This window comes from Pseudovibrio denitrificans JCM 12308 (assembly GCF_001310815.1).
GTDB lineage: Bacteria > Pseudomonadota > Alphaproteobacteria > Rhizobiales > Stappiaceae > Pseudovibrio > Pseudovibrio denitrificans.
In genome coordinates this window covers 1-21246 of the sequence record NZ_BAZK01000003.1, presented here as the reverse complement: position 1 = coordinate 21246, position 21246 = coordinate 1, and the positions used below count along the sequence as shown (strand labels likewise).

General features: G+C 53.5%; 18 protein-coding genes and 3 pseudogenes. All 21 read right to left on the bottom strand.

Annotated elements, in window-relative coordinates; translation table 11 throughout:
• Positions 1-3 precede the first annotated feature (3 nt).
• The gene (locus JCM12308_RS03590; protein ID WP_054782895.1) at positions 4-237 is read right to left on the bottom strand and encodes a hypothetical protein; all 234 of its coding nucleotides are present in this window, start codon (positions 235-237) and stop codon (positions 4-6) included.
• Between the two features lie 134 nt (positions 238-371).
• Complete coding sequence (gene rpsO, locus JCM12308_RS03585; RefSeq protein ID WP_008548711.1) at positions 372-641, bottom strand: 30S ribosomal protein S15; 270 nt, start codon at positions 639-641, stop codon at positions 372-374.
• Between the two features lie 320 nt (positions 642-961).
• Positions 962-1938, bottom strand: a pseudogene (gene truB / locus JCM12308_RS03580) (tRNA pseudouridine(55) synthase TruB).
• Between the two features lie 45 nt (positions 1939-1983).
• A complete protein-coding gene (gene rbfA / locus JCM12308_RS03575) occupies positions 1984-2424 on the bottom strand; it encodes a 30S ribosome-binding factor RbfA (RefSeq protein WP_054782894.1) in 441 nt (146 codons plus the stop codon).
• 147 nt (positions 2425-2571) lie between these two features.
• A pseudogene (gene infB, locus JCM12308_RS03570) lies at positions 2572-5603 on the bottom strand (translation initiation factor IF-2).
• A 7-nt stretch (positions 5604-5610) separates the two neighbouring features.
• On the bottom strand, positions 5611-6258 hold the full coding sequence (locus JCM12308_RS03565) for an RNA-binding protein (protein WP_083416921.1): 648 nt from the start codon (positions 6256-6258) through the stop codon (positions 5611-5613).
• A gap of 130 nt (positions 6259-6388) precedes the next feature.
• Positions 6389-8107, bottom strand: coding sequence for a transcription termination factor NusA (gene nusA, locus JCM12308_RS03560; RefSeq protein WP_008548691.1), 1719 nt, complete (start codon positions 8105-8107; stop codon positions 6389-6391).
• 118 nt (positions 8108-8225) lie between these two features.
• Positions 8226-8816: a ribosome maturation factor RimP gene (gene rimP / locus JCM12308_RS03555; RefSeq protein ID WP_014283424.1), complete on the bottom strand. Its 591-nt coding sequence runs from the start codon at positions 8814-8816 to the stop codon at positions 8226-8228.
• 244 nt (positions 8817-9060) lie between these two features.
• The gene (trmB, locus tag JCM12308_RS03550) at positions 9061-9762 is read right to left on the bottom strand and encodes a tRNA (guanosine(46)-N7)-methyltransferase TrmB (protein WP_054782893.1); all 702 of its coding nucleotides are present in this window, start codon (positions 9760-9762) and stop codon (positions 9061-9063) included.
• A gap of 66 nt (positions 9763-9828) precedes the next feature.
• Positions 9829-11013, bottom strand: coding sequence for a methionine adenosyltransferase (gene metK / locus JCM12308_RS03545; RefSeq protein ID WP_014283422.1), 1185 nt, complete (start codon positions 11011-11013; stop codon positions 9829-9831).
• 148 nt (positions 11014-11161) lie between these two features.
• The gene (locus JCM12308_RS03540; RefSeq protein WP_037036478.1) at positions 11162-11572 is read right to left on the bottom strand and encodes a helix-turn-helix domain-containing protein; all 411 of its coding nucleotides are present in this window, start codon (positions 11570-11572) and stop codon (positions 11162-11164) included.
• A 237-nt stretch (positions 11573-11809) separates the two neighbouring features.
• Positions 11810-13420: an apolipoprotein N-acyltransferase gene (lnt, locus tag JCM12308_RS03535; protein WP_054782892.1), complete on the bottom strand. Its 1611-nt coding sequence runs from the start codon at positions 13418-13420 to the stop codon at positions 11810-11812.
• Positions 13421-13465: 45 nt separating this feature from the next.
• Positions 13466-14614, bottom strand: a pseudogene (locus tag JCM12308_RS32940) (hemolysin family protein).
• 43 nt (positions 14615-14657) lie between these two features.
• Positions 14658-15152, bottom strand: coding sequence for an rRNA maturation RNase YbeY (ybeY, locus tag JCM12308_RS03525; RefSeq protein ID WP_128647328.1), 495 nt, complete (start codon positions 15150-15152; stop codon positions 14658-14660).
• A 7-nt stretch (positions 15153-15159) separates the two neighbouring features.
• Complete coding sequence (locus tag JCM12308_RS03520) at positions 15160-16269, bottom strand: PhoH family protein (RefSeq protein WP_083416841.1); 1110 nt, start codon at positions 16267-16269, stop codon at positions 15160-15162.
• A 48-nt stretch (positions 16270-16317) separates the two neighbouring features.
• Positions 16318-17730, bottom strand: coding sequence for a tRNA (N6-isopentenyl adenosine(37)-C2)-methylthiotransferase MiaB (gene miaB / locus JCM12308_RS03515; RefSeq protein WP_054783061.1), 1413 nt, complete (start codon positions 17728-17730; stop codon positions 16318-16320).
• Positions 17731-17887: 157 nt separating this feature from the next.
• Positions 17888-18703: a lyso-ornithine lipid O-acyltransferase gene (gene olsA, locus JCM12308_RS03510; protein ID WP_037036355.1), complete on the bottom strand. Its 816-nt coding sequence runs from the start codon at positions 18701-18703 to the stop codon at positions 17888-17890.
• Positions 18704-18712: 9 nt separating this feature from the next.
• Entirely contained in the window at positions 18713-19138 is a 426-nt protein-coding gene (locus JCM12308_RS03505) for a Fur family transcriptional regulator (protein WP_008548754.1), read from the bottom strand.
• Positions 19139-19289: 151 nt separating this feature from the next.
• Complete coding sequence (rimI, locus tag JCM12308_RS03500; protein ID WP_014283414.1) at positions 19290-19775, bottom strand: ribosomal protein S18-alanine N-acetyltransferase; 486 nt, start codon at positions 19773-19775, stop codon at positions 19290-19292.
• The gene (gene tsaB, locus JCM12308_RS03495; protein ID WP_054782891.1) at positions 19772-20452 is read right to left on the bottom strand and encodes a tRNA (adenosine(37)-N6)-threonylcarbamoyltransferase complex dimerization subunit type 1 TsaB; all 681 of its coding nucleotides are present in this window, start codon (positions 20450-20452) and stop codon (positions 19772-19774) included. The genes rimI and tsaB overlap by 4 nt, the downstream gene beginning before the upstream one ends.
• A gap of 131 nt (positions 20453-20583) precedes the next feature.
• Positions 20584-21144 carry a NifU family protein gene (locus JCM12308_RS03490; protein WP_008548596.1) on the bottom strand — a complete coding sequence of 187 codons (561 nt, stop codon included), beginning with the start codon at positions 21142-21144 and terminating at the stop codon, positions 20584-20586.
• Between the last annotated feature and the right edge of the window lie 102 nt (positions 21145-21246).

Genomic DNA, 21246 nt, shown 5'->3' with positions numbered 1-21246 from the left:
TCTTTATCCTAACGTTCGCCTCAGTGCCTGATGGTCGTCATCAAGCTCGAGGCTGTCATTTGCCGGCAATGCGCGCACGAACTCCTTGAGTATCAAGGGCGCGATGCTTTTCAGGTCGAACGATTGCAGGCAAGACAGCGAGAAGCTCTGTGTTTGTTGCGCGTGCTTTATCCGAAAACCGGTCTTCACTTTTCGGAGGAGCGCTGCGAGCTTCTGGCAATCCTGCCAGGTCTCCATTCGCCTGCTTTATTTCTGGAAGAGGCCTTCCTCCGCCAGACTATACCTCCCGCATTTTCCAGAGATACCTCGGAAATAAGAGGGAGTAAGCAAAACGCGGCGAGCTTTCGCTGCCGCGCTTCAAATTCTTCGTCTTAGCGACGAATGCCCAGACGCTCAATCAGGGACTGGTAACGAGCAACGTCTTTGCCCTTGACGTAGTCAAGCAGCTTACGACGCTGAGAAACCATTTTCAGAAGACCACGACGGGAGTGGTTGTCTTTCTTGTGACCCTTGAAGTGCTCAGTCAGAACAGTGATGCGGTGAGTCAGGATAGCAACCTGTACTTCTGGAGATCCGGTGTCGCCTTCTTTGACAGCGAATTCCTTGATCAGTTCTGCTTTTTTTTCAGGCGTAATCGACATCGATTTTTCCTTATCTAATGGCAGCCGAAGCTGCATCTTATTGAATGCGCTCTCTTACAGAGCCATGTGCTGAACTCGGGCCGTGCCAAGATGTCGTCTAGCAGGGTCAGGCCAACACATGTTGGCCGGGCAAGCGTCTGCTTCCCAGCGGCGGGACTATGACTGAAAAACTCTCAAAAAACCAGAAGAATCTTGAGATGGTTGCAGCCAGAGACCCAATGAGAGTTATTTTCTGATTTCGGCCAGTGATTACGGAAAATTTCCCGCAATCACCTGTCATATTCTGTTGTAATTGCGGGCATAACCATCAAGCGCCGAGCTTAAAGGTTGAAAACCCGCTTCGGCTTGAACTCGCCTTTGGAGACTTCGCCAAACGCGATCAGTTTGCCGCCTGAGACCACATAGATCTCTTCCGGGCCGATCGGTGCATCTGCGCCACGCAGCAGAACCGGATTACCGCGCTTCACTTTTGCGGCAGCATCGCCGGTGATGCGCACTTCTGCAAACTGGTGCAGAGCGGTTTCAACCGGCTTGATGTAGCCAATCAGCTCAGCGTTTTCGAGCGGGTTGAGGACAGGAGGCTCTTCGCCTTCTTCCACCTCTACCATCATGCTTCTTTCGCTGCACGCAGCTCATCCAGCGTAACCATCTGCTCTTCGCCGAATGGTCCCACCAGCAGGCGGCGCAGGTCAGTCACGTAGCCGCATGTGCCGAGGCGCTCGCCGAGATCACGGGCCAACGAGCGCACATAGGTGCCCTTGCCACATTCGGCTTCGAACACCGTGCGGTTTTCATCGATGCACTCGACGAGATCCAGACGGTGGACTTCGATCACGCGGGCTTCAAGCTTCACGTCTTCACCATCACGCGCCAGATCATAGGCACGGTTGCCGTCGACTTTGATTGCGGAGAAAATTGGTGGGACTTGCTCAATCCGGCCACGGAACTCAGGCAGGATCGCGAGGATCTCGTCCTGTGTCGGGCGGACATCAGAGGTTTTGACCGGCTCCCCCTCAGCATCGTCAGAAGTGGTCTGCGTGCCCCAGGTGACCTCGAAGCGGTACACCTTGCGGCCGTCCATGATGTAAGGAACGGTTTTGGTCGCCTCACCGAAGGCAATCGGCAGGCAGCCAGTTGCGAGCGGGTCAAGGGTTCCTGCGTGTCCAACCTTTTCAGGATGGAAAATTCTCTTCAGCTGGCCCAACGCATCGTTGGAGGTCAGGTTCAGAGGTTTGTCCAGAACAAGCCATCCGTTTACCGGGAAACGGGGTCTACGTCGCTGCTGTCTGCGCGCCATACTTCTCAGCTCTTATTCGTAAAATCTGTGCGGGAACGACTGCGATTAATCGCGGTCGTTTTCACCCTGATCGTCTTCGTCATCAATGCCGCCATCAGCAAAATCTTTGCGGATGCTTGGCTCGTGGAGCAGACGGGTGATGAGATCATCATCATCGAAACGGGTGTCTGCAACGAAGCGGAGGTCGCAGGTGTACTTCATGGTGACACGGCGAGCGACCTGACCACGCAGGTACTTTGCGTTGCGCTTGAGGGCTTCAAGAACGACCTCTACATCGCGACCACCCATTGGCATGACGAGAACGTCTGCCCAACGCAGGTCTGGTGACATACGAACTTCAGGAACGGTGATGATCACACCATCCAGATCCGGGTCACTTACCTGACCGCGTGTCAGGATGTCTGAGAGTTCTTTGCGGACAAGCTCACCTACACGCAACTGGCGCTGTGACGGCTGGCCTGCAAATTCATCGCGTGCTTTTGCCATTGTTTTCTCTTTTTATTTCAGAGTTGCACTGCATCGCGCTGATCGCCTTCATGCCGCTTGCAGTCACTCGCTCTTGTAACAGCAGAGCGCCGACGGAGTTGACCCCGCCGGCGCTACTGAATGCTTTTAGATTGAACTCAGCTCTTATCAGAGAGAGCGAGCAATCTCTTCTACCTGGAAGCACTCGATGACGTCACCGACGCGCATATCCTTGTAGTTGGTGAAGTTCATGCCGCACTCAACGCCGGACTCAACTTCTTTAACTTCGTCCTTGAAGCGTTTCAGTGTGCCCAGCTCGCCTTCGTGAACAACAACGTTGTCACGCAGCAAGCGAACCTGTGCACCGCGCTGAACCACACCTTCGGTGACCAGACAACCTGCAACACGACCAATTTTGGTGATGTTGAAGATTTCTTTGATGTCTGCGTAGCCGAGGAAGGTTTCGCGACGCTCTGGAGCAAGCATGCCAGACATGGTGGACTTCACATCGTCGATGAGATCGTAGATCACGCTGTAGTAGCGGATTTCTACGCCTTCGCGACGTGCAGCTTCCTGAGCCTGTTTGTTTGCACGAACGTTGAACGCCATGATCGGAGCTTTGGAGCAATCGCCAGAGTGATATCGCTCTCGGTGATACCGCCTACGGATGCTGCAACAACACGTGCACCGACTTCGTCGTTGCCCAGTTCTTCCAGAGCACCCTGGATTGCTTCGGCAGAACCCTGCACATCGGACTTGATGATGAGCGGGAATTCTTTTTTGCCTTCTTCCTGCAAGCCCTTCATCATTGCTTCCAGAGAACCACGAGACCCAGCAATACGTGCTGCAATCTGATCGCGTTTCTGGCGCTGACGATATTCGGAGATCTCGCGTGCGCGGCCTTCGTTTTCGACAACTGCAACCATGTCACCAGCAGATGGTGTGGACTGGAAGCCAAGAACTTCAACCGGCTTGGAAGGACCAGCTTCCTTAACCTGCTTGCCGTTCTCGTCGAGCATTGCACGGACGCGGCCCCATTCGGAACCAGCGATGACAACGTCGCCAACCTTCAGCGTACCCTTCTGAACCAGAACGGTTGCAACCGGACCACGGCCCTTGTCAAGCTTGGCTTCGATTACGGTACCTTCAGCTGTACGGTTCGGGTTCGCTTTCAGCTCAAGAACTTCAGCCTGCAACAGGATCATTTCGATCAGCTTGTCGAGGTTGGTGCCTTCTTTCGCGGAAACTTCCACGTCGATCACGTCACCACCCATGGATTCTACAACGAGGTCTTCGCGAAGAAGATCGTTGCGAACGCGGGATGGATCAGCACCTGGCTTGTCCATTTTGTTGATCGCGATGATCAGTGGAACACCAGCAGCTTTTGCGTGAACAATCGCTTCCTTGGTCTGTGGCATCACACCATCGTCCGCAGCAACCACGAGGATAACTACGTCGGTGGACTTGGCACCACGTGCACGCATCTGAGTAAATGCGGCGTGACCAGGAGTATCGATGAAGGTGACCTTCTGATCGTTCTGCTCAACCTGGTATGCGCCGATGTGCTGTGTAATGCCGCCAGCTTCGCCAGAAGCAACGTTTGCCTTACGCAGTGCATCGAGAAGCGAGGTTTTACCGTGGTCAACGTGACCCATGATGGTCACAACCGGAGGACGGCTTACCAGTGTTGCTTCATCGTCTTCAATGGTGAAGAGACCCTCTTCAACATCCGCCTCAGAAACACGCTTAACGGTGTGGCCCATTTCCTCTGCGATCAGTTCCGCAGTATCGGCGTCGATGATGTCGTTGATCTTCATCATCTGGCCCTGCTTCATGAGCAGTTTGATCACGTCAACCGCACGCTCAGACATACGCTGTGCGAGTTCCTGAATGGTGATCGCTTCAGGCAGTGTTACTTCACGTGCTACCTTCTCGCGAACGACCTTCTGTTGACCCTGACGCTTTTCCTTCTCACGACGACGGCGCATGGAAGCCAGTGAACGGCTGCGACCCTCGTTGTCACCGGTTGCGCGGGTGATTGTCAGTTTTGACTTACGACGATCGTCACCTGCGCCACGGTTAGGTTTGCTAGGAGCCTCTGGCTTCTTGTTCCGGGTTACCGGCTTCAGAGCCATCTTCTTGGTGTTTGCCTTACCAGTCTCCATGCTCTCAGCTGGAGCAGCTGCAGCGCCTGGACGTGCACCGCCCGGACGAGCGCCTGGACGTGGACCGTCAAGACGTGGAGGCTTGCCATCACGCATTGGTGGACGACCACGATCGCCACCTGGACGAGGACCACGATCACCACCTGGACGCGGACCACGATCACCCTGAGGGCGAGGACCACGATCGCCAGCTGGGCGAGGACCACGATCACCGCCTGGACGAGGGCCGCGCTCACCCTGAGGGCGAGGGCCACGATCGCCACCGCGATGCGGACGGTCACCAGAACGCTGAGGACGATCACCACGGTCGCCGGAGCGCTGTGGACGATCACCGCGAGCTGGACGCTCTTCACGCTGAGCTGGTTTTGGAGCTTCAGCAGCTTTTGCCTTTGCTTCCGCTTCAGCCTTTGCTTTCGCTTCTGCTTCAGCTTTTGCACGCACTGCAGCTTCTTCAGCTTCGCGCTTTGCACGAGCTTCGTCTTCTACGCGCTGCTTTTCAGCTTCAATCGCGCGCTGACGTGCCAGTTCTTCCTGACGCTTAGCTTCTTCAACGCGACGCTTCTGGTCTTCGACCTCACGAACCTTCGCCATTTTCAGCGCTGCGAGACGTGCGTCTGCTTCGCCCTTGGTCAAGGTTTTGAGGACTGCACCACCGCCCTGGCCGCCATTGCCGCCACGACGCTGACCGCCACGCTGGTTGTTGTTTCGGTTGCCACCGCGACCAGCAGCTTCACCACGCTTCTGAGCATCGCCAGCACCGCGACGTGCCTGCTGAGGACCGCGATCCTGAGCTGGACGCTTTTCAGTGCGACTTGTGGAGGCCGCAGGAGAAGCAGGAGTTGCAGATGCAGCGGAACCTTCCTGGCCCGGTACAACTACACGGCGCTTCTTCTTTTCCACGACGACTGCCTTGGAGCGGCCGTGGGAGAAGCTCTGCTTAACAGTGCCCTTCTCAACACTGCCTCCGCGTTTGAGGCCCAGCGTTTTCTTTTCCCCGCCGGCGGGATTGTCGTGGTTGTTTTTGGTATCGCTCATATTGCCTTCAGTCCTGCGTCACTGCACCCTTTGTACCGTCGTCGTCAGCCCCAGCAGAAACATCCCGGAATTGCGCAAGGCGTTGCGCGTGCTTCACGAAGTTTCTGCCCGCCTCGCCGGCCAGCAGTACAGCATGTATAACGTTTTCCCGATCCAGATGCGTACTCATCTGATCCGAGGTAAACAGGCGGATCACGCTGAGACGATCCACCTTGCCAAATCTAGAAGCGGCTACGGCCGCCAACTTACGCACACCATCTTCAGAGGCATCAGTGGCGTGCACCAGAGCAAGAACACTCTCCTTCTTGAGAGAAGCCTCGACTTTCGAATAGCCGACAATCAGGTTGCCAGCTTTTCGGCTCATGGACAGTGCGCCCAGAGCTGCCTGCTCCAGCAGTTCGTCAGTGTGGTCGGCCAAACCTTCTTCAGCGTTAACCTGCTCCTTAAAGCCTCTCGAGAAAGCGCGCTTTTTAATCGCTTCCTGCAAGACAGACTTCTTTGCGGTCACCCAAACCCCACGTCCCGGGAGGGTGCCTTTCACATCAACTACAACAGTTTTGTCAGGAGCCATAACGAATCTGAGAAGCTCTGTCACCGGTAGAACTTCACGCGTTACAGCGCAGGTACGTTCTGTCGGCTCATTTTTTCTCGGCACTTCGTTTTCCCAACCCAACTATTGTTGTTATTTTTCATTCAGTTACGGGGATGTAGAAATCTGCAGGCTTCTGCTGCAATTTCAACACACCCCCGTATAAAACTTTTTTCTGCAGTCAAGCGGCTACAGATTATTCAGAGGACTGCTCGCCTTTTGCGTCTTCTGCACCGCTCTCTTGCGCCAATTCCTCGTCTGCGTCAACCGCAGTCTCGTCAATTGTTTCAGCTTCGAAGGATTCTTCGTCGCCTTCAAATTCGCCTTCTTCGACTTCCAGCTCTTCCTCGGAAACCTCAACGAGGTCCTCCGGAGAGATCCAGCCAGCAGCGACGCGGGCGGACATGACGATCGCTTCCGCATCAGCGCGAGACAGATCAAAACCGCTCAGAGTACCTTCCACGCGAATGGTTTCTTTATCCTTGCGCTCTGTCCAACCGACGAGATCGTCAGCTGCACAACCTGCAAGGTCTTCCATGGTTTTGATTTCGTCTTTACCCAGTGCGACCAGCATCGCGGATGTAAGACCAGGGACCTGAACCAGCTCTTCGGAAACGCCAAGCTGACGACGCTCTTCTGCGAGTTTAGCTTCCTGTTCTTCCAGGTACTCACGTGCACGAGCTTGGATTTCGTCGGCTGTTTCTTCGTCGAAGCCTTCAATGGACGAGATTTCGTCGATGTCAACGTACGCGACTTCTTCTACAGAAGTAAAGCCTTCTGATGCGAGAAGCTGAGAAACCATCTCGTCAACATTCAGGGTGTTCTGGAAGAGATCGGAACGGATCTGGAATTCTTTCTGACGACGCTCGGACTCTTCAGCCTCTGTCATGATGTCGATGCCCCAGCCGGTCAGCTGAGATGCCAGACGCACGTTCTGGCCACGACGACCGATTGCCAGAGACAGCTGATCGTTAGGAACAACAACTTCGATACGCTCGGAGTCTTCGTCGAGAACAACCTTAGCAACTTCAGCAGGCTGCAGTGCGTTCACGATGAAGGTCGCAGCATCGTCATTCCAAGGAATGATGTCGATTTTTTCGCCTTGAAGTTCGCCAACAACTGCCTGAACACGGGAACCGCGCATACCAACACATGCGCCAACCGGATCAATGGAACCATCGTTGGACAGAACAGCGATCTTAGCGCGGGAGCCCGGATCACGAGCAACTGCTTTAATCTCGATAACACCGTCGTAGATTTCTGGCACTTCCTGCGCGAACAGTTTAGCCATGAACTGTGGGTGTGTACGGGACAGGAACACCTGCGGACCGCGCTGTTCGCGGCGCACGTCGAAGATCAGTGCGCGAATGCGATCGCCATTGCGGAAGATTTCGCGTGGGATCAGCTCGTCGCGACGAACGATAGCTTCGCCTTTGCCGGTGTCGACAACAACATTGCCGTATTCAACGCGCTTAACAACTGCGTTGAGCACTTCACCGATGCGGTCTTTGAACTCATCGTACTGCTGGTCACGCTCTGCTTCGCGCACTTTCTGCACGATAACCTGCTTCGCGGACTGAGCAGCGATACGACCGAAGTCCAGCGGTGGCAGTGGATCTGCCATGAAATCGCCGATGGTTGCATCCGGGTTGCGCTCCTGCGCATCAACCAGAGCAATCTCGGTGGAGATGTTTTCGACAACCTCAACAACCTGCAGCAAACGCTGAAGGCGGATTTCACCGGTTTTCGGATTAATCTCGGCACGAACTTCAGTCTCGGTGCCATAACGGGAGCGAGCGGCTTTTTGGATTGCATCCTCAAGAGCAGCAATCACGATGCTACGGTCGATCGACTTTTCGCGGGCAACCGCATCAGCGATCTGCAGCAGCTCCAAACGGTTTGCGCTGATAGCCATTCCTCGTCAACTCCTTCCACGCCCTGCTTTCTTCACACCAGCAGGAACATCAAAATCAAAAGGGTGGCTCTCTTAAAACCGGAACCGCCCATACCCCTTGCGCAACACAAACAGCTAATCAGTGATTGAGGTAACTGTCGTCGTCCGTAGGCTCCCCACGGGCTGCTTTTGCGGCTTTGTCGGCTTTTAGAGCCGCATCAATCAGTTCATCGGTCAGAACCAATACGGCTGACCCGATCTCATCCAGCGGAAGACGCGCCGCTTCGTCCTGACCTTCCTGTACGTCGGTCATTCTGATGACAGCATTTCCCTCTTCCACACCAATGATGTGTCCACGATATCTCTTACGCCCAGCTTGCGGCACAGACATTTCGATTTTCACAACATGTCCGGCCCAGCGTTCGAAGTCGCCAGCGCGTACGAGCGGGCGGTCGATACCTGGAGATGAAATTTCGAGATGATAGGCACCGGAGATTGGGTCGTCCACGTCCAGCGCCGGGGAAACTGCGTGGCTGATTTCTTCACAATCTTCAACAGCCATCGTCCCGTCCGGGCGCTCTGCCATGATTTGAAGGGTGCAGCCATTGTTTCCGTTTACACGGATGCGCACCAGCCGATAGCCCAGATCAACAATGACTGGCTCGACAATTTCAGCTACGCGGGCCTCAAGACCCTTTTCCTTTACAATCCGGGGATCGGTTTCGTCCACTTGGTACCTATCGTCTTAATGCAAAGACATACTTTGTGTCTTTGGCAGTTATTTTCGGATACCTGATTTTCGACAGTCAGGCATCAATACCGACTTAGCTAATAAAAAAGAGCGGGTCCTTTCGGGGCCCACTCCTCAATGCTCTTAACTGAGCCGATAGAGAACTCTTGCTCTGCAATATAGTCATTTGACCACTGTATGCAACAGAAAATCAAAGATGAGAGCAGACAAAAGCAAGATGCTTTTAGGTTTTCGTCTCTTCAACTCGTAAAAATGTCAGGTAACGGCCAATTCTGCCTTCACGATGTGCCTTGCGCTCGTAACGTGTTCCCGGCCAACTGTGCCACGGGGTGCGCCAATCGGCAGCACACTGAGCACTCCATTCAAAGGCAGGGTGCTTGCGGCAGTGCGACAGGGTCCAGTCCACGTAGGTGTCGATGTCGCTGGCAAATCGGTATTCGCATCCCGGTTTCAACGCCCGCGCGATGCGCGTCAGGTTGATCTGGTTCACGAAGCGGCGCTTCCAGTGCTTCTTCTTTGGCCATGGGTCCGGATAGAGCTGGTAGGCCATGTCCAGTGACGCAGCAGGGAGCCAGTCGAGCAGTTTGCCTGCATCATCATCATAAAGACGGATGTTCTTGAGGCCATGCGCTTCGATGCTGGTGACAGCCTTGATGATGCCGGAACTGAACGGTTCGCACCCGATGAAACCGATCTCAGGATTTTCTCTGGCGCGGTGAATGAGGTGCTCGGAACCACCGAACCCGATCTCCAGACAAACGCTTTTGACTGGCACGGGGAACAGGTCCGCCAAATTTTCCGGAGGCGTTTGTGTCAGGTCCAATGCCACTGTTGGCAGGACCTCCTCAAGCAGTTGCGACTGTCGCGGACTTGCTGGCTTTCCGACGCGGCGGCCGAAAAAGGAGCCTTTGTAGTGATCTACCATCGTTCTCATAAATACAAACTGGCCGGAGGTTGCCCCGGCCAGTTGTTTATTCTCTAGCGTTAGAGGTTAAGCGTAGGCTTTCTCTACAGCATCACGCAGGTTATGGACAAGGTCGATTTTCTCCCAGGAGAAACCGCCGTCCATTTCAGCTTCACGACCGAAGTGGCCGTAGGCTGCTGTACGTGCGTAGATTGGCTTGTTCAAGCTAAGGTGCTCGCGGATGCCGCGCGGGGTCAAGCTCATGACTTCGCGGATCGCAGCTTCAACGCGCTCGCTTTCAACACGGCCTGTGCCATGCAGGTTCACGAACACGGACTGCGGCTCGGCAATACCAATCGCGTAGGACAGCTGAATGGTACATTTGTCAGCCAAATCAGCAGCCACAACGTTTTTCGCGAGGTAGCGTGCAGCGTAGGCTGCGGAGCGGTCAACCTTGGTTGGATCCTTACCGGAGAACGCACCGCCACCGTGAGGAGCTGCGCCGCCGTAGGTGTCTACGATGATCTTACGGCCTGTGAGACCACAATCGCCATCAGGACCACCGATTACGAACTTACCGGTTGGGTTGATGTGCCAGATGGTGTTGTTGGTTACCCAGTCACGCGGCAGAGCTGCGCGGATGTAAGGCTCAACAACGGCACGCACATCATCAGATGTCATGGTTTCATCCAGATGCTGAGTGGACAGCACGATGGATGTTGCCTCTACTGGTTTGCCATCTTCATAACGGATAGAAACCTGGCTCTTTGCGTCCGGGCCAAGCATTGGCTCGTTGCCGGATTTGCGTGCATCTGCTAGCAAACGCAGGATCTTGTGAGAGTACAAGATCGGAGCTGGCATCAGTTCTTCTGTTTCGCGGCATGCGTAACCGAACATGATACCCTGGTCGCCGGCGCCTTCGTCCTTAGAGCTGGAGGCGTCTACGCCCTGAGCAATATCTGCGGACTGGCCATGCAAAAGAACCTGAATGTCGAGGTCTTTCCAGTTAAAGCCGGCCTGCTCATACCCGATGTCCTTTACAGCAAGGCGGGCGATGTGAGCCAAATACTCTTTTGTGAGAGTGGCCGGGCCGCGGGTTTCACCTGCGATAACGAGCTTGTTCGTTGTTGCAAGCGTTTCACAAGCCACGCGGGCTTCTGGCATTTCCTTTAGAAATGCGTCTACGATCGTATCTGAAACGCGATCGCAGACTTTGTCGGGATGGCCTTCTGAAACCGATTCCGACGTGAACACGTAGTTCTGACGAGCCATTGGCAAACGTCCTTCTGGGAAGAAATATATAATTGAAGCGACGGCATATCCGTCGCTTCTGGTTTTACATCAAACAAGGAATGTCGATTACGTCAAGAGATTTAGATCAAAATTGCCAGAGAATTGCGAAAATTTACGGATCACAAACTTAATCTTCATCCCCAGCAATACTCTTCACGAGCTCTACAACCTTTTTCCGGACTTTCGGGTTTTCAATGCGAACGAAAGCCTTGTTGAGAGCTAAACCATCAGAAGATGACAAAAAGTCGACAACGTAGGTGGTTTGTGGGTTATCACCAACGCCTGGGGTCTCATCCGGTGTACCCGGTGCATCTTCAAAGAAAAAGGCGACAGGCACTTTCAGAATGGTCGCAATGTGCTGCAAGCGGCTTGCACCAATCCGGTTTGTCCCTTTTTCGTACTTCTGGATCTGCTGGAAGGTAATGCCAAGGCTCTCGCCAAGTTTTTCCTGACTCATGCCAAGCATCATGCGGCGCAAGCGTACTCTGCTGCCGACGTGAACATCGATAGGGTTTGGTGCTTTTTTGCTGGGCATTATCAAAGGCCCTCTTCTTTGGTTTTTTACGGTGCCTTACCGTGGGTTTTTATTTAAACGGGAGCGCAATGCAGCGACTCTCGCAAGAACGCAATTCATCAAACCTGCATTTCGACAGTTGCCAAAACAACCTCTCACAGAGGCATCGGTGGCAGGCCCATAAGGTTTTTTTGAGGCCAGATCTGACGATCATGGTGAAAACCTTTACGTGTATTAGATGACGACATTTGCGTGCATTCGTCAATCTCTACGGGTAGGTAATAATTTCTCCATCACCAATAGGAGACTAACAACTACTAGAATAATTCCCCAAAAAATTGAATCACCCACCCTCACGTAAAGCGTGGGCCTTAGTATTTCAGGCAATTCACTATTGAAACTACCTTTTTTATTTAGAACAACTTCTGCGAGTATTCTACCATTGGAATCTACTAGGCTGGAAATACCAGTATTTGCAGCTCGCACTAACGGCACGCCTTGTTCAACTGCTCGAATTCTTGCCTGCGCCAAATGCTGATACGGACCGGCTGTTTCGCCAAACCATCCGTCATTTGTTAGATTTACGAGCAAGTTAGGCCGCTCGGATTCCGGGAGGACCGTTTGCGGGAAGATCGCCTCATAACAAATCAGAGGCTGGAAACTAAATGAATTTTTTAAATCTATTTTCTTGTGCCGAGCTGCCGCTGTGAAGTCTGCTGGCGCAGGAACCAGACGCTCCACACCAATGGATTGCAAAAGCCAGCGCATCGGCAAATATTCTCCGAAGGGAACAAGCCGCACTTTGTCATAGATATCTATGAGTGCACCTTCGTCTGATACAACAAAAGTACTGTTAAAAAAGCGATTCTGGTTCCCTGAGAGTTCTCTGCGAATACCACCCGTAATCAACATAGTATTTTGGGGAAGTGTGGCTCCGATGGCCTCCAGAGCCCCTGGCTGCTCATCCAGAAGGAATGGGAACGCCGATTCAGGCCAGAAGATCAGGGTCTCACCGACCTGCTCCATCTCTGCCAGAGCCTGCTGTGTCTGTTGCAGATAGAGAGGGAGAAGCCTTTGTCGGTTTTCGGGCTTCCACTTGTCCGCCTGAGGTACATTGGGTTGTATTACGAGCACCCGAAGCCCCTCAACCGACTGTTGCGGGGCCTGCAACCTATTCGTTCCGTATACAACCACGCCAGCCCACACCACCGCACACGCAGAGATATAGACTGCGGCAGCTTTGCGCCCTTGATCGAACAGGACCACAGGCATGGAAAAGACGAGGAGAACGAGGAAGCCAACACCGTAGATGCCAAGAGCAGAGAAGCTCTGCATCAGCGTCAGGTTATCGGCAAATGCATAGCCCCAGACGTTCCATGGAAAGCCTGTCAGTATGTGTCCGCGCAGCCAATTGGAGAGCGCAAGGGCGACCACAAACACCAGAATGCGGGAGATCCCACTCGTCCAAAACAGAGACGCAGTGCCAATGACGATGGCGGGGATTAGAGCCAGACCACCGGGCAGGATGACCAGAGCAAACGGGATCATCCAGCCATAGCTTTTGGCATCGACGAGGAAAGCTTCTGCGATCCAGAACAATCCGATCAGGAAGAACCCGAAGAAGAACCCCCAAGCCGTGCGGAAGAAGGCCGCAAAGCGGGCTTTTCGGCGTTCAGCTGCGCGTTCCTTGGCACCATCGAGAAGGAAGATCAGAAGCGGTAGCGTCACCCAGAGAACTGGAAACGCACCATAGGGGGGAAATGCAAAGGCTGAAACCAAACCGGCCACGAAGGCCAGTAATCCGCGTCTCCACCCTGATAATTCCCGAATACTGTTTATCAGAGTTCGAGCGTTACCAATGGCAGAGACCATTCCCCACTCCCGAATGTCAAAAATTTAAAATCAGCAATACGTCGCTTATTCTGCAGCTTCAGGCCGGCGCGGGCGTATTCTTTGAACCGCAACACGCTGGTCTGTTCTCCGCTTGGAAATGCGCAGGCGCTTGATACGGCGCAGGTCGGCATCGATCACTTCGAATTCAAAGGCCGGAAGTCCTATCGATGATCAACTCACCACGAACCGGCACCCGATCCAGAATGGAGAACAGGAGGCCACCAAGGGTGTCCACTTCTTCCGTCTGCTCTTCGCCGAGTTTGAAGTCTGCTCCAAGCTCTTCCTGAAGATCTTCCAAATCAATTCGAGGATCAACCACCCAAACGCCGGGGCTGACATTCATGATAAGCTCTTCTTCGTCCTTATCATGTTCGTCTTCAATATCGCCAACCACAGTCTCAACGATGTCCTCAAGGGACACGAGACCATCTGTTCCGCCATACTCGTCAATCACCAGTGCCATCTGGACGCGGGTGACCTGCATCTTCTTCATCAGATCAGAAGAAGACATGGACGGTGGAACGAAATGCAACGGGCGGATCAAACCGGTGACGTTGAGCGGCGTTGACAGGTCAACGCAGGACAGATCCAGCAGAGATTTTTCTTCTGCTGTCTTTTCCGAGGCATTTTTCTCAGGCTTCACCAGGGTCAACGGGACTTCGGATTTCTTGGCTTTTACAGCCAGCTCAACGAAGTAGGACATAAGGTCCTTGATGTGGACCATGCCCCGAGGATCATCCAGATTGTCATGATACACCGGCATACGGGAGTGACCGGAGGCCTTGAACAGGGCCATCACTTCACCGATTGTGGTGGTGTCTTCCACTGCCTCAATGTCGGCACGCGGATCATGACATCTTCAACACGAGATTCGCGCAGTTGGAGGATGTTGGTCAGCAGCTCGCGCTCTTCCTTCGTGAAGGCAGCATCAGCGCCTTCGCTGTCACGGGCGAGCTCATCTTCCAGGTCTTCGCGCAATGAAACGGCCGCGCTTTTGCGGAAACCTCTAAACGGATTCAGTTTTGATTTCAGCCTGGTCCACACACCAGGCCTGATCGCTTGTGGCTCAGAGGTATCTTCGGCGACGGCTGTGCCGGTACTACTTGCAGGCTCTGCAGTTTCAGCCTGAACGGAGGTGCTTGCACCTTCTGTACTTCGAGGTTCCGGGTTCATCTCTCTCTCGTTGTTCCCTGCATTCACTGTGAGTGCCGGGGTATCATTTATCTGCCGATAGTGGCGCATCTTTGTAGGGATCAGGGATTTGTAAGTTCGCCAAAATCAGGCGTTCTTCCGCTTCCATTTCCTCCGCTTCCTCATCTATCTGGTGATCATATCCAAAAAGATGAAGGGTTCCATGAACAATAAGATGAATTAAATGGTGTTCGAATGGAATCCCAAGCTCTACAGCTTCGCGCTTTACCGTCTCATTTGCAATAATAATATCACCTAATAGCGGGCCGAATGGAGGCTCTTCGCTATCATCTCCCGGAAACGACAAGACGTTCGTCGGTTTATCCTTTTGACGCCACATCTTATTCAGTTCCTGAATATGAGCATCATCGGTGAAGACGAGGGAGACTTCTGTGTTTTCTATTACAGAGAGGTCACTTGTTGCGAAAGCGGCGGCGATTGCCTTTTCGGCAACCGCTTCCAGTGTTTCTTCACTTTCCCAATCGCCTGCTTCAACCAGCAGTCGATGTGTACCGGGCAAGCCGTTGTCATTCTTTGGAGCCTTGCTCTTCGTTTTCTTTGGCTGCAGCTTCTTCAGCCTGTCTGCGTTCTTTGGCTTCCAACCGGCGACGGCTCTCGTTGTCGTACGCACCTACGATGCGGGCCACGAGTTCGTGACGCACAACATCGCTCTCTGTGAAGTCTACGCGCGAGATGCCTTCGACACCGCTGAGGATCTTCAATGCTTCACGCAAGCCAGACATCTGGCCCGGAGGCAAGTCGACCTGGCTCGGGTCACCGGTGACGATCATCTTGGAGTTCTCACCCAAACGCGTCAGGAACATCTTCATCTGCATGGATGTGGTGTTCTGCGCTTCATCAAGGATGACGATTGCGTTTGAAAGCGTACGTCCGCGCATGAATGCGAGGGGCGCCACTTCAATCATACCGCTTTCGAGGCCACGCTCCAGCTTTTCCGGCGCCATCATTTCGTTGAGGCCGTCGTAAAGCGGACGCAGGTATGGATCGACCTTATCCTTCATATCACCAGGCAGGAAGCCAAGGCGTTCGCCTGCTTCAACAGCAGGGCGAGACAGGATCATACGGTCAATTTCACCACGTTCCAACAGCGCTGCCGCATAGGCAACGGCGAGGAAGGTTTTACCTGTACCGGCTGGTCCTACACCAAAGGTCAGATCAGAACGGTCCATTGCCCGGATGTAGGCATCCTGCGCAGCGGTTCTGGCAACCAGCGTCTTACGCCGTGTTGCAATCTGCGCAAATGCCATGCGAGATTTTGGTTCCATCGTTGGCAGAGAAAGCTGAGCTTCAGCCACTTCTGCCAGACGGATCGCTCCATCTACATCGCCAGGTGTGATGTCGTGGCCACCCTGAAGCCGCGTATACAGCGACTCCAGAGCAAGCTTGGCTTGCTCTGTGGAGGTTTTGTTGCCACGAATGGTGACCTGATTGCCGTGAGCGATCGCTTCAACACCCAGACGCTGCTCAATCAGCGCCAGGTTCTGGTCAAACTGACCGAACAGATCACTTACCAGTCTGTTGTCTTCGAATGCCAACACCACATGCATCATATCAGATGCCGCAATGGGGCGCATGGCCGTCCTTGAAGCGGACGTTGTCTGGGCTTTGCCCTTCAAATAATGCCTCCGTTCGCCTTTACGCGAGAATCTGGGAGCATCATGCACTTAAACAAGGCGACCTTCCAGACTATTTGCGCTGGCAGCGACAATTTCTACTGATCTGATTTCACCATACAGGTCCAGAGGTGCATTTACATGAACAGGCTGGAGCCAAGGTGAACGACCTGCAAGCTGGCCTTCTCTGCGGCCTTCCTTTTCAAACAGTACATCAATTGTTTTGCCAATCAATGACGCATTGAAGTCTTTTTGCTGGGTGCTGAGCAGCTCCTGCAGCTCTGCAAGGCGTTCAGATTTCACTTGCTCGTCGATCTGCTCTTCCAATGTGGCACCCGGTGTGCCTGGGCGCGGGCTGTATTTGAAGGAGAATGCAGAACCGTAGGTGACGCGGCGGATCAGATCCAATGTGTCTTTGTGGTCCTGATCAGTTTCACCTGGGAAACCAACGATGAAGTCACCGGAAAGGGCGATATCGTCACGCGCTTCACGAATGCGGTCGATCAGGCGGAAGTAGTCATCGCGGGTGTGCTTGCGGTTCATTGCCTTCAGAATTGCATCAGAACCAGACTGAACTGGCAGGTGCAGGTAAGGCATCAGAATGTCGAGGTCGCGGTGAGCAGCAATCAGGCTGTCTTCCATATCCCGTGGGTGGGATGTGGTGTAGCGCAGGCGCTCGATGCCGTCAATTTTAGCAAGACGGAACAGGAGTTCGCCGAGACCCCATTCGCGGCCATCCGGGCCTTCGCCGTGCCATGCGTTGACGTTCTGGCCCAGCAGTGTCACTTCGCGAACGCCAGCAGCTGCCAGACGCTCGGTTTCCATGACGATCTGTTCCACTTTACGGGACACCTCAGCACCGCGGGTGTAAGGCACCACGCAGAAGGTGCAGAACTTATCGCAGCCTTCCTGAACGGTTACGAACGCAGTAACGCCACGCTTACGGACAGCTTCTTTAGAAGGCGTTGCGAGGTGCTTGAACTTGTCCTGAATGTCAAACTCAGTCTCAACGACCTTTGAGCCATTGGAGGCACGTGTGAGAAGCTCTGGAAGGCGGTGGTAAGACTGCGGACCAACAACGAGGTCAACAACAGGTGCACGGCGTGAGATCTCTGCCCCTTCTGCCTGTGCCACACAGCCAGCAACAGAAACCATCATCTGCTTGCCGTCTTTGGCTTTCTCTTCCTTGAGCTTACGAATACGGCCAAGTTCGGAGTATACCTTTTCTGCCGCTTTCTCGCGAATGTGGCAGGTGTTCAGGATAACCAGATCCGCATCGTCTGGATTTTCAGTCTTTTCGTAGCCATCGTTGCTCAGGGCATCGTTCATACGATCGGAATCGTAGACGTTCATCTGACAGCCATAGGTCTTGATGAAGACCTTACGGGTCGCTTCGGTTTTCTCGAGCGCCTCCGTTGTGTTGTCGGATTGGCTCTGGTTTTCGTGGTCTACTAGGTTATCCATTAAATCCTCGAGTGGATCTGCAGCCGGGTTATCTTCTTCTTGCAATGCCCGGCAACTCGAGCGCATCTGCCCTTTTCATCAGCAGCGCCAGCTCGTCATTTTCAGAATTTTGGAGAGCTTTACTCTGTTTTTCACAGAAAGAGAAGCCTAGACTTGATCAGGCTTGGACCTGCTCTTGCTGTTTGGGAAGATTTCCCTGCAATGCTTCAATGGTCATTCCTCTGACCTGCTCCTCCAAATCACGCGTTAAGCGCTTGCGATTAGTCGCTTTTTCGATTGGTACAGGTGTACCCCACGTCAAATCAACGTCCAGTCCACCTTCTTTGATGACAGACCAGAGATGCCCTGCGAGTTCCATGTCTCCGTACCAGGCGACATGGGCACGCCAGAAGCGGCCCATTGGCATGCCCTGTAGGCGCGTGTAGGCGATGGAAAGCGGCTGCACATAAGCAACCTCCTCATCTCCCACATTCATTGCGTGGTGAACGGCTCCCACGAGCGCAGAACGGAAAGGCAGCACCTCGTTGCCGTTGCTGGATGTCCCTTCCGCAAACAGCACCATGGCATCGCCCTGCGCCATGCGCTTAGCGACTTCCTGAGCTACACGGCCTGTATCGGATCTTCGTTGACGATTGACAAATACGGTCCGCTGGAGCTTGGCGAAGAGGCCAAAGATCGGCCAGCCGGCAACTTCAGATTTTGCAATGAAACTGAGGGGTTTCGTACAGCCCAGAACCACGATGTCCAGCCATGAACAGTGATTGGCGGTGACGAGAAGAGGGCGTTCGGACGCCATTTGTCCGTGTTGGTGGACGCGCAGTCCTATCAGGCGGGAGGCTGCTTTGTGCCAGAGCAGAGGAAATTGCCGCTGGACCGGCCAGCCTAGCTTCATTGCGACCCACTGAGGGGGAATGAGGGCCAGCGTAACGATCGTTAGTGCGGCGATTATGCAAACTGCTCTGACAGTTGCCATGCTCGGCCTCTATTTTTCGTCTATCGGAATGCCGTAGAGCTCCAGACGGTGATCAACCAGTTTAAAGCCCAGCTTGCGCGCGACTTCTTCCTGCATCTTTTCGATTTCTTCGCTGCGGAACTCGATCACATCGCCAGAGCGCAGGTCGATCAGGTGATCGTGGTGCTCATCAGAGACGGTTTCGTATCTGGAGCGACCGTCGCGGAAGTCGTGACGTTCGATGATGCCGGAGTCTTCGAAAAGCTTCACTGTGCGGTAAACAGTTGAGATGGAGATCTTTGGATCGATCTGGGAAGCTCTTCTGTAAAGCTCCTCCACATCAGGGTGATCTTCAGCAGACTGAATTACATCAGCAATCACGCGGCGCTGTTCTGTCATTCGCATGCCTTTGTGAGCACACATTTCAATCAGCGTCATTTTTTCTTCTGCCGTCATTTTGCCCCATATTCCTCAAAATCACGCAGGCACCACAATATCAGTCTGCTTCGGTATCCTAGCTCCCAAAACTGTGAGAGAAAAGAACCAGTTTCACTGTAGCGCGCTTTGAGCGTGAGCTAAAAGCCTCGTCTCACATGCGTAGTGTCGCTTAAAGGAGATCGCAACGCATAACAAGCGCTGTTCCACTGCCTTCGCTAGCCGCATAGTATGCTTTTCTTTCTCCAACCTGCTTGAAACCCAGTTTTTTGTAGAGTTTCAGCGCGGAGTCGTTGGTGTCGTCCACTTCCAAGAACAGTGCTTCGGTACGATCAGAGTAGAGCTGGAAGATGGCAGCTTCCATAAGTTTTCGCCCTATTCCCTTGTTTTGTTGTTTGGGAGACACCGCGATGGTCAAAACTTCTGCTTCACCAGCAATCGAGCGAATGACGACAAACCCCAGATCGGTTTTGCCAGTTACGCCGGATGTGCGGGCAGACAGGAAGAAAACTCCCTTCTGCTCGAAGATTGTGGTGAGTTCTGCTGTGCCCCAGTTTTGCTTGAAGCACTCGGCATGAAGTTTCGCCAGTTTAGGCAGGTCGTCTTTCTCAGCGCGCTCGATTACCGGAGGCTTTTCTGATGTCCACCAGGACTTCATTGACGACGAACCTTTCCTTTCTCACCCGGAACAGCGTCAGGGGCACGCAGATAAAGTGGCATCGGCGCTTTGTCCTGACGCTTAGCACCTTTACCGAGCTTGGCGATGTAGTCAATCGATGCAGCAGCAGCATCGTTGCAAACACGGGATTTATCAATCCCGGCAGCATTGGCAACAGCCTGCGCAGCAGAGCCTGCGAGGATTGTCTCGCCGTCCAGCGAGTGAGCAAGATCTTTTACGGTTGAAACACGGGCTTCGCCGATTGGGGCGCCGGTTTCATCGAAATTCTGGCAATACACTTCATCACGACGCGCATCGAGAACCACCAGAATTGGTTTTCTGACAGGAGCAGCGTCCAGAGCTTCGTGTGCGATTGCGGCCAGCGTTGTTACGGAGACCACCGGCTTTTCAAGCACCAGCCCAAAGCCGCGGGCGATGGAGAGGCCGACACGCAAACCGGTAAAACTGCCAGGGCCAACATTGACGACAATGCGGTCCAGCGAGTTGAACGTGGTCGAGGAGTCCGTCATGACACTCGCAACCATGCCCATGATGCGCTCGGCGTGGCCCCGGCCGAGATCTTCGCATTGGGAGACAATATCCGATGTTCCGCCGTCATCAGTTAAAACGGCGGCAGCACAGGTACTTAGTGCGGTATCAATAGCAAGCAACTTCATAAGTTCGGCTTATCGTTAGGGCAGCTGATTGTCGAGCAACCAATTCGTTTAACACCCGGAGTATTTTTAGGCCTTGCAATAAAAAGGGCAGCTGGTGCTGCCCCGTTTCAGAAGAATTACATTAGCAAAAACTACATTTGTCTAACTTCTTGAACTTCTGGGATGAAATGCCGCATGAGGTTCTGGATGCCATGGCTCAATGTTGCTGTTGAGGATGGGCAACCCGCACACGCGCCGCGCATGCTCAAATAAACGATACCCTCACGATATCCCCGGAATGTTATGTCGCCACCGTCCTGAGCAACAGCAGGGCGCACACGGGTTTCGAGGAGCTCTTTGATCATGGTTACAGTTTCTTCGTCTTCTGCGTCGAAGAACTCTTCTCCAATGTCGCCGTCACCAGTTTCCTCACCTTTGAGGATTGGGGTGTTGGCCATGAAGTTTTCCATGATCGCACCGAGAATGGCTGGGCGCATATGCTGCCAGTCAGTCTCATCCTTGGTGACGGTGATAAAGTCATGTCCAAAGAAGATGCCAACAACACCCGGAATAGAGAAAAGCTTCTCAGCCAATGGCGAGATAGCGGCTTCTTCTGCCGAGCGGAAATCGCGCGTGCCTTCCGGCAATACTACGCGGCCAGGCAAAAACTTCAGGGTTGCCGGGTTTGGTGTCGCTTCGGTCTGAATGAACATGGTTTTGTTTCCGATTTTTATGCCAAAGAGTATTCTTAAGCAGTCGCAGCACAGTTTACACTACTTCACGCTTCAGCAATGACTGTTTTCAGTTCTATATGA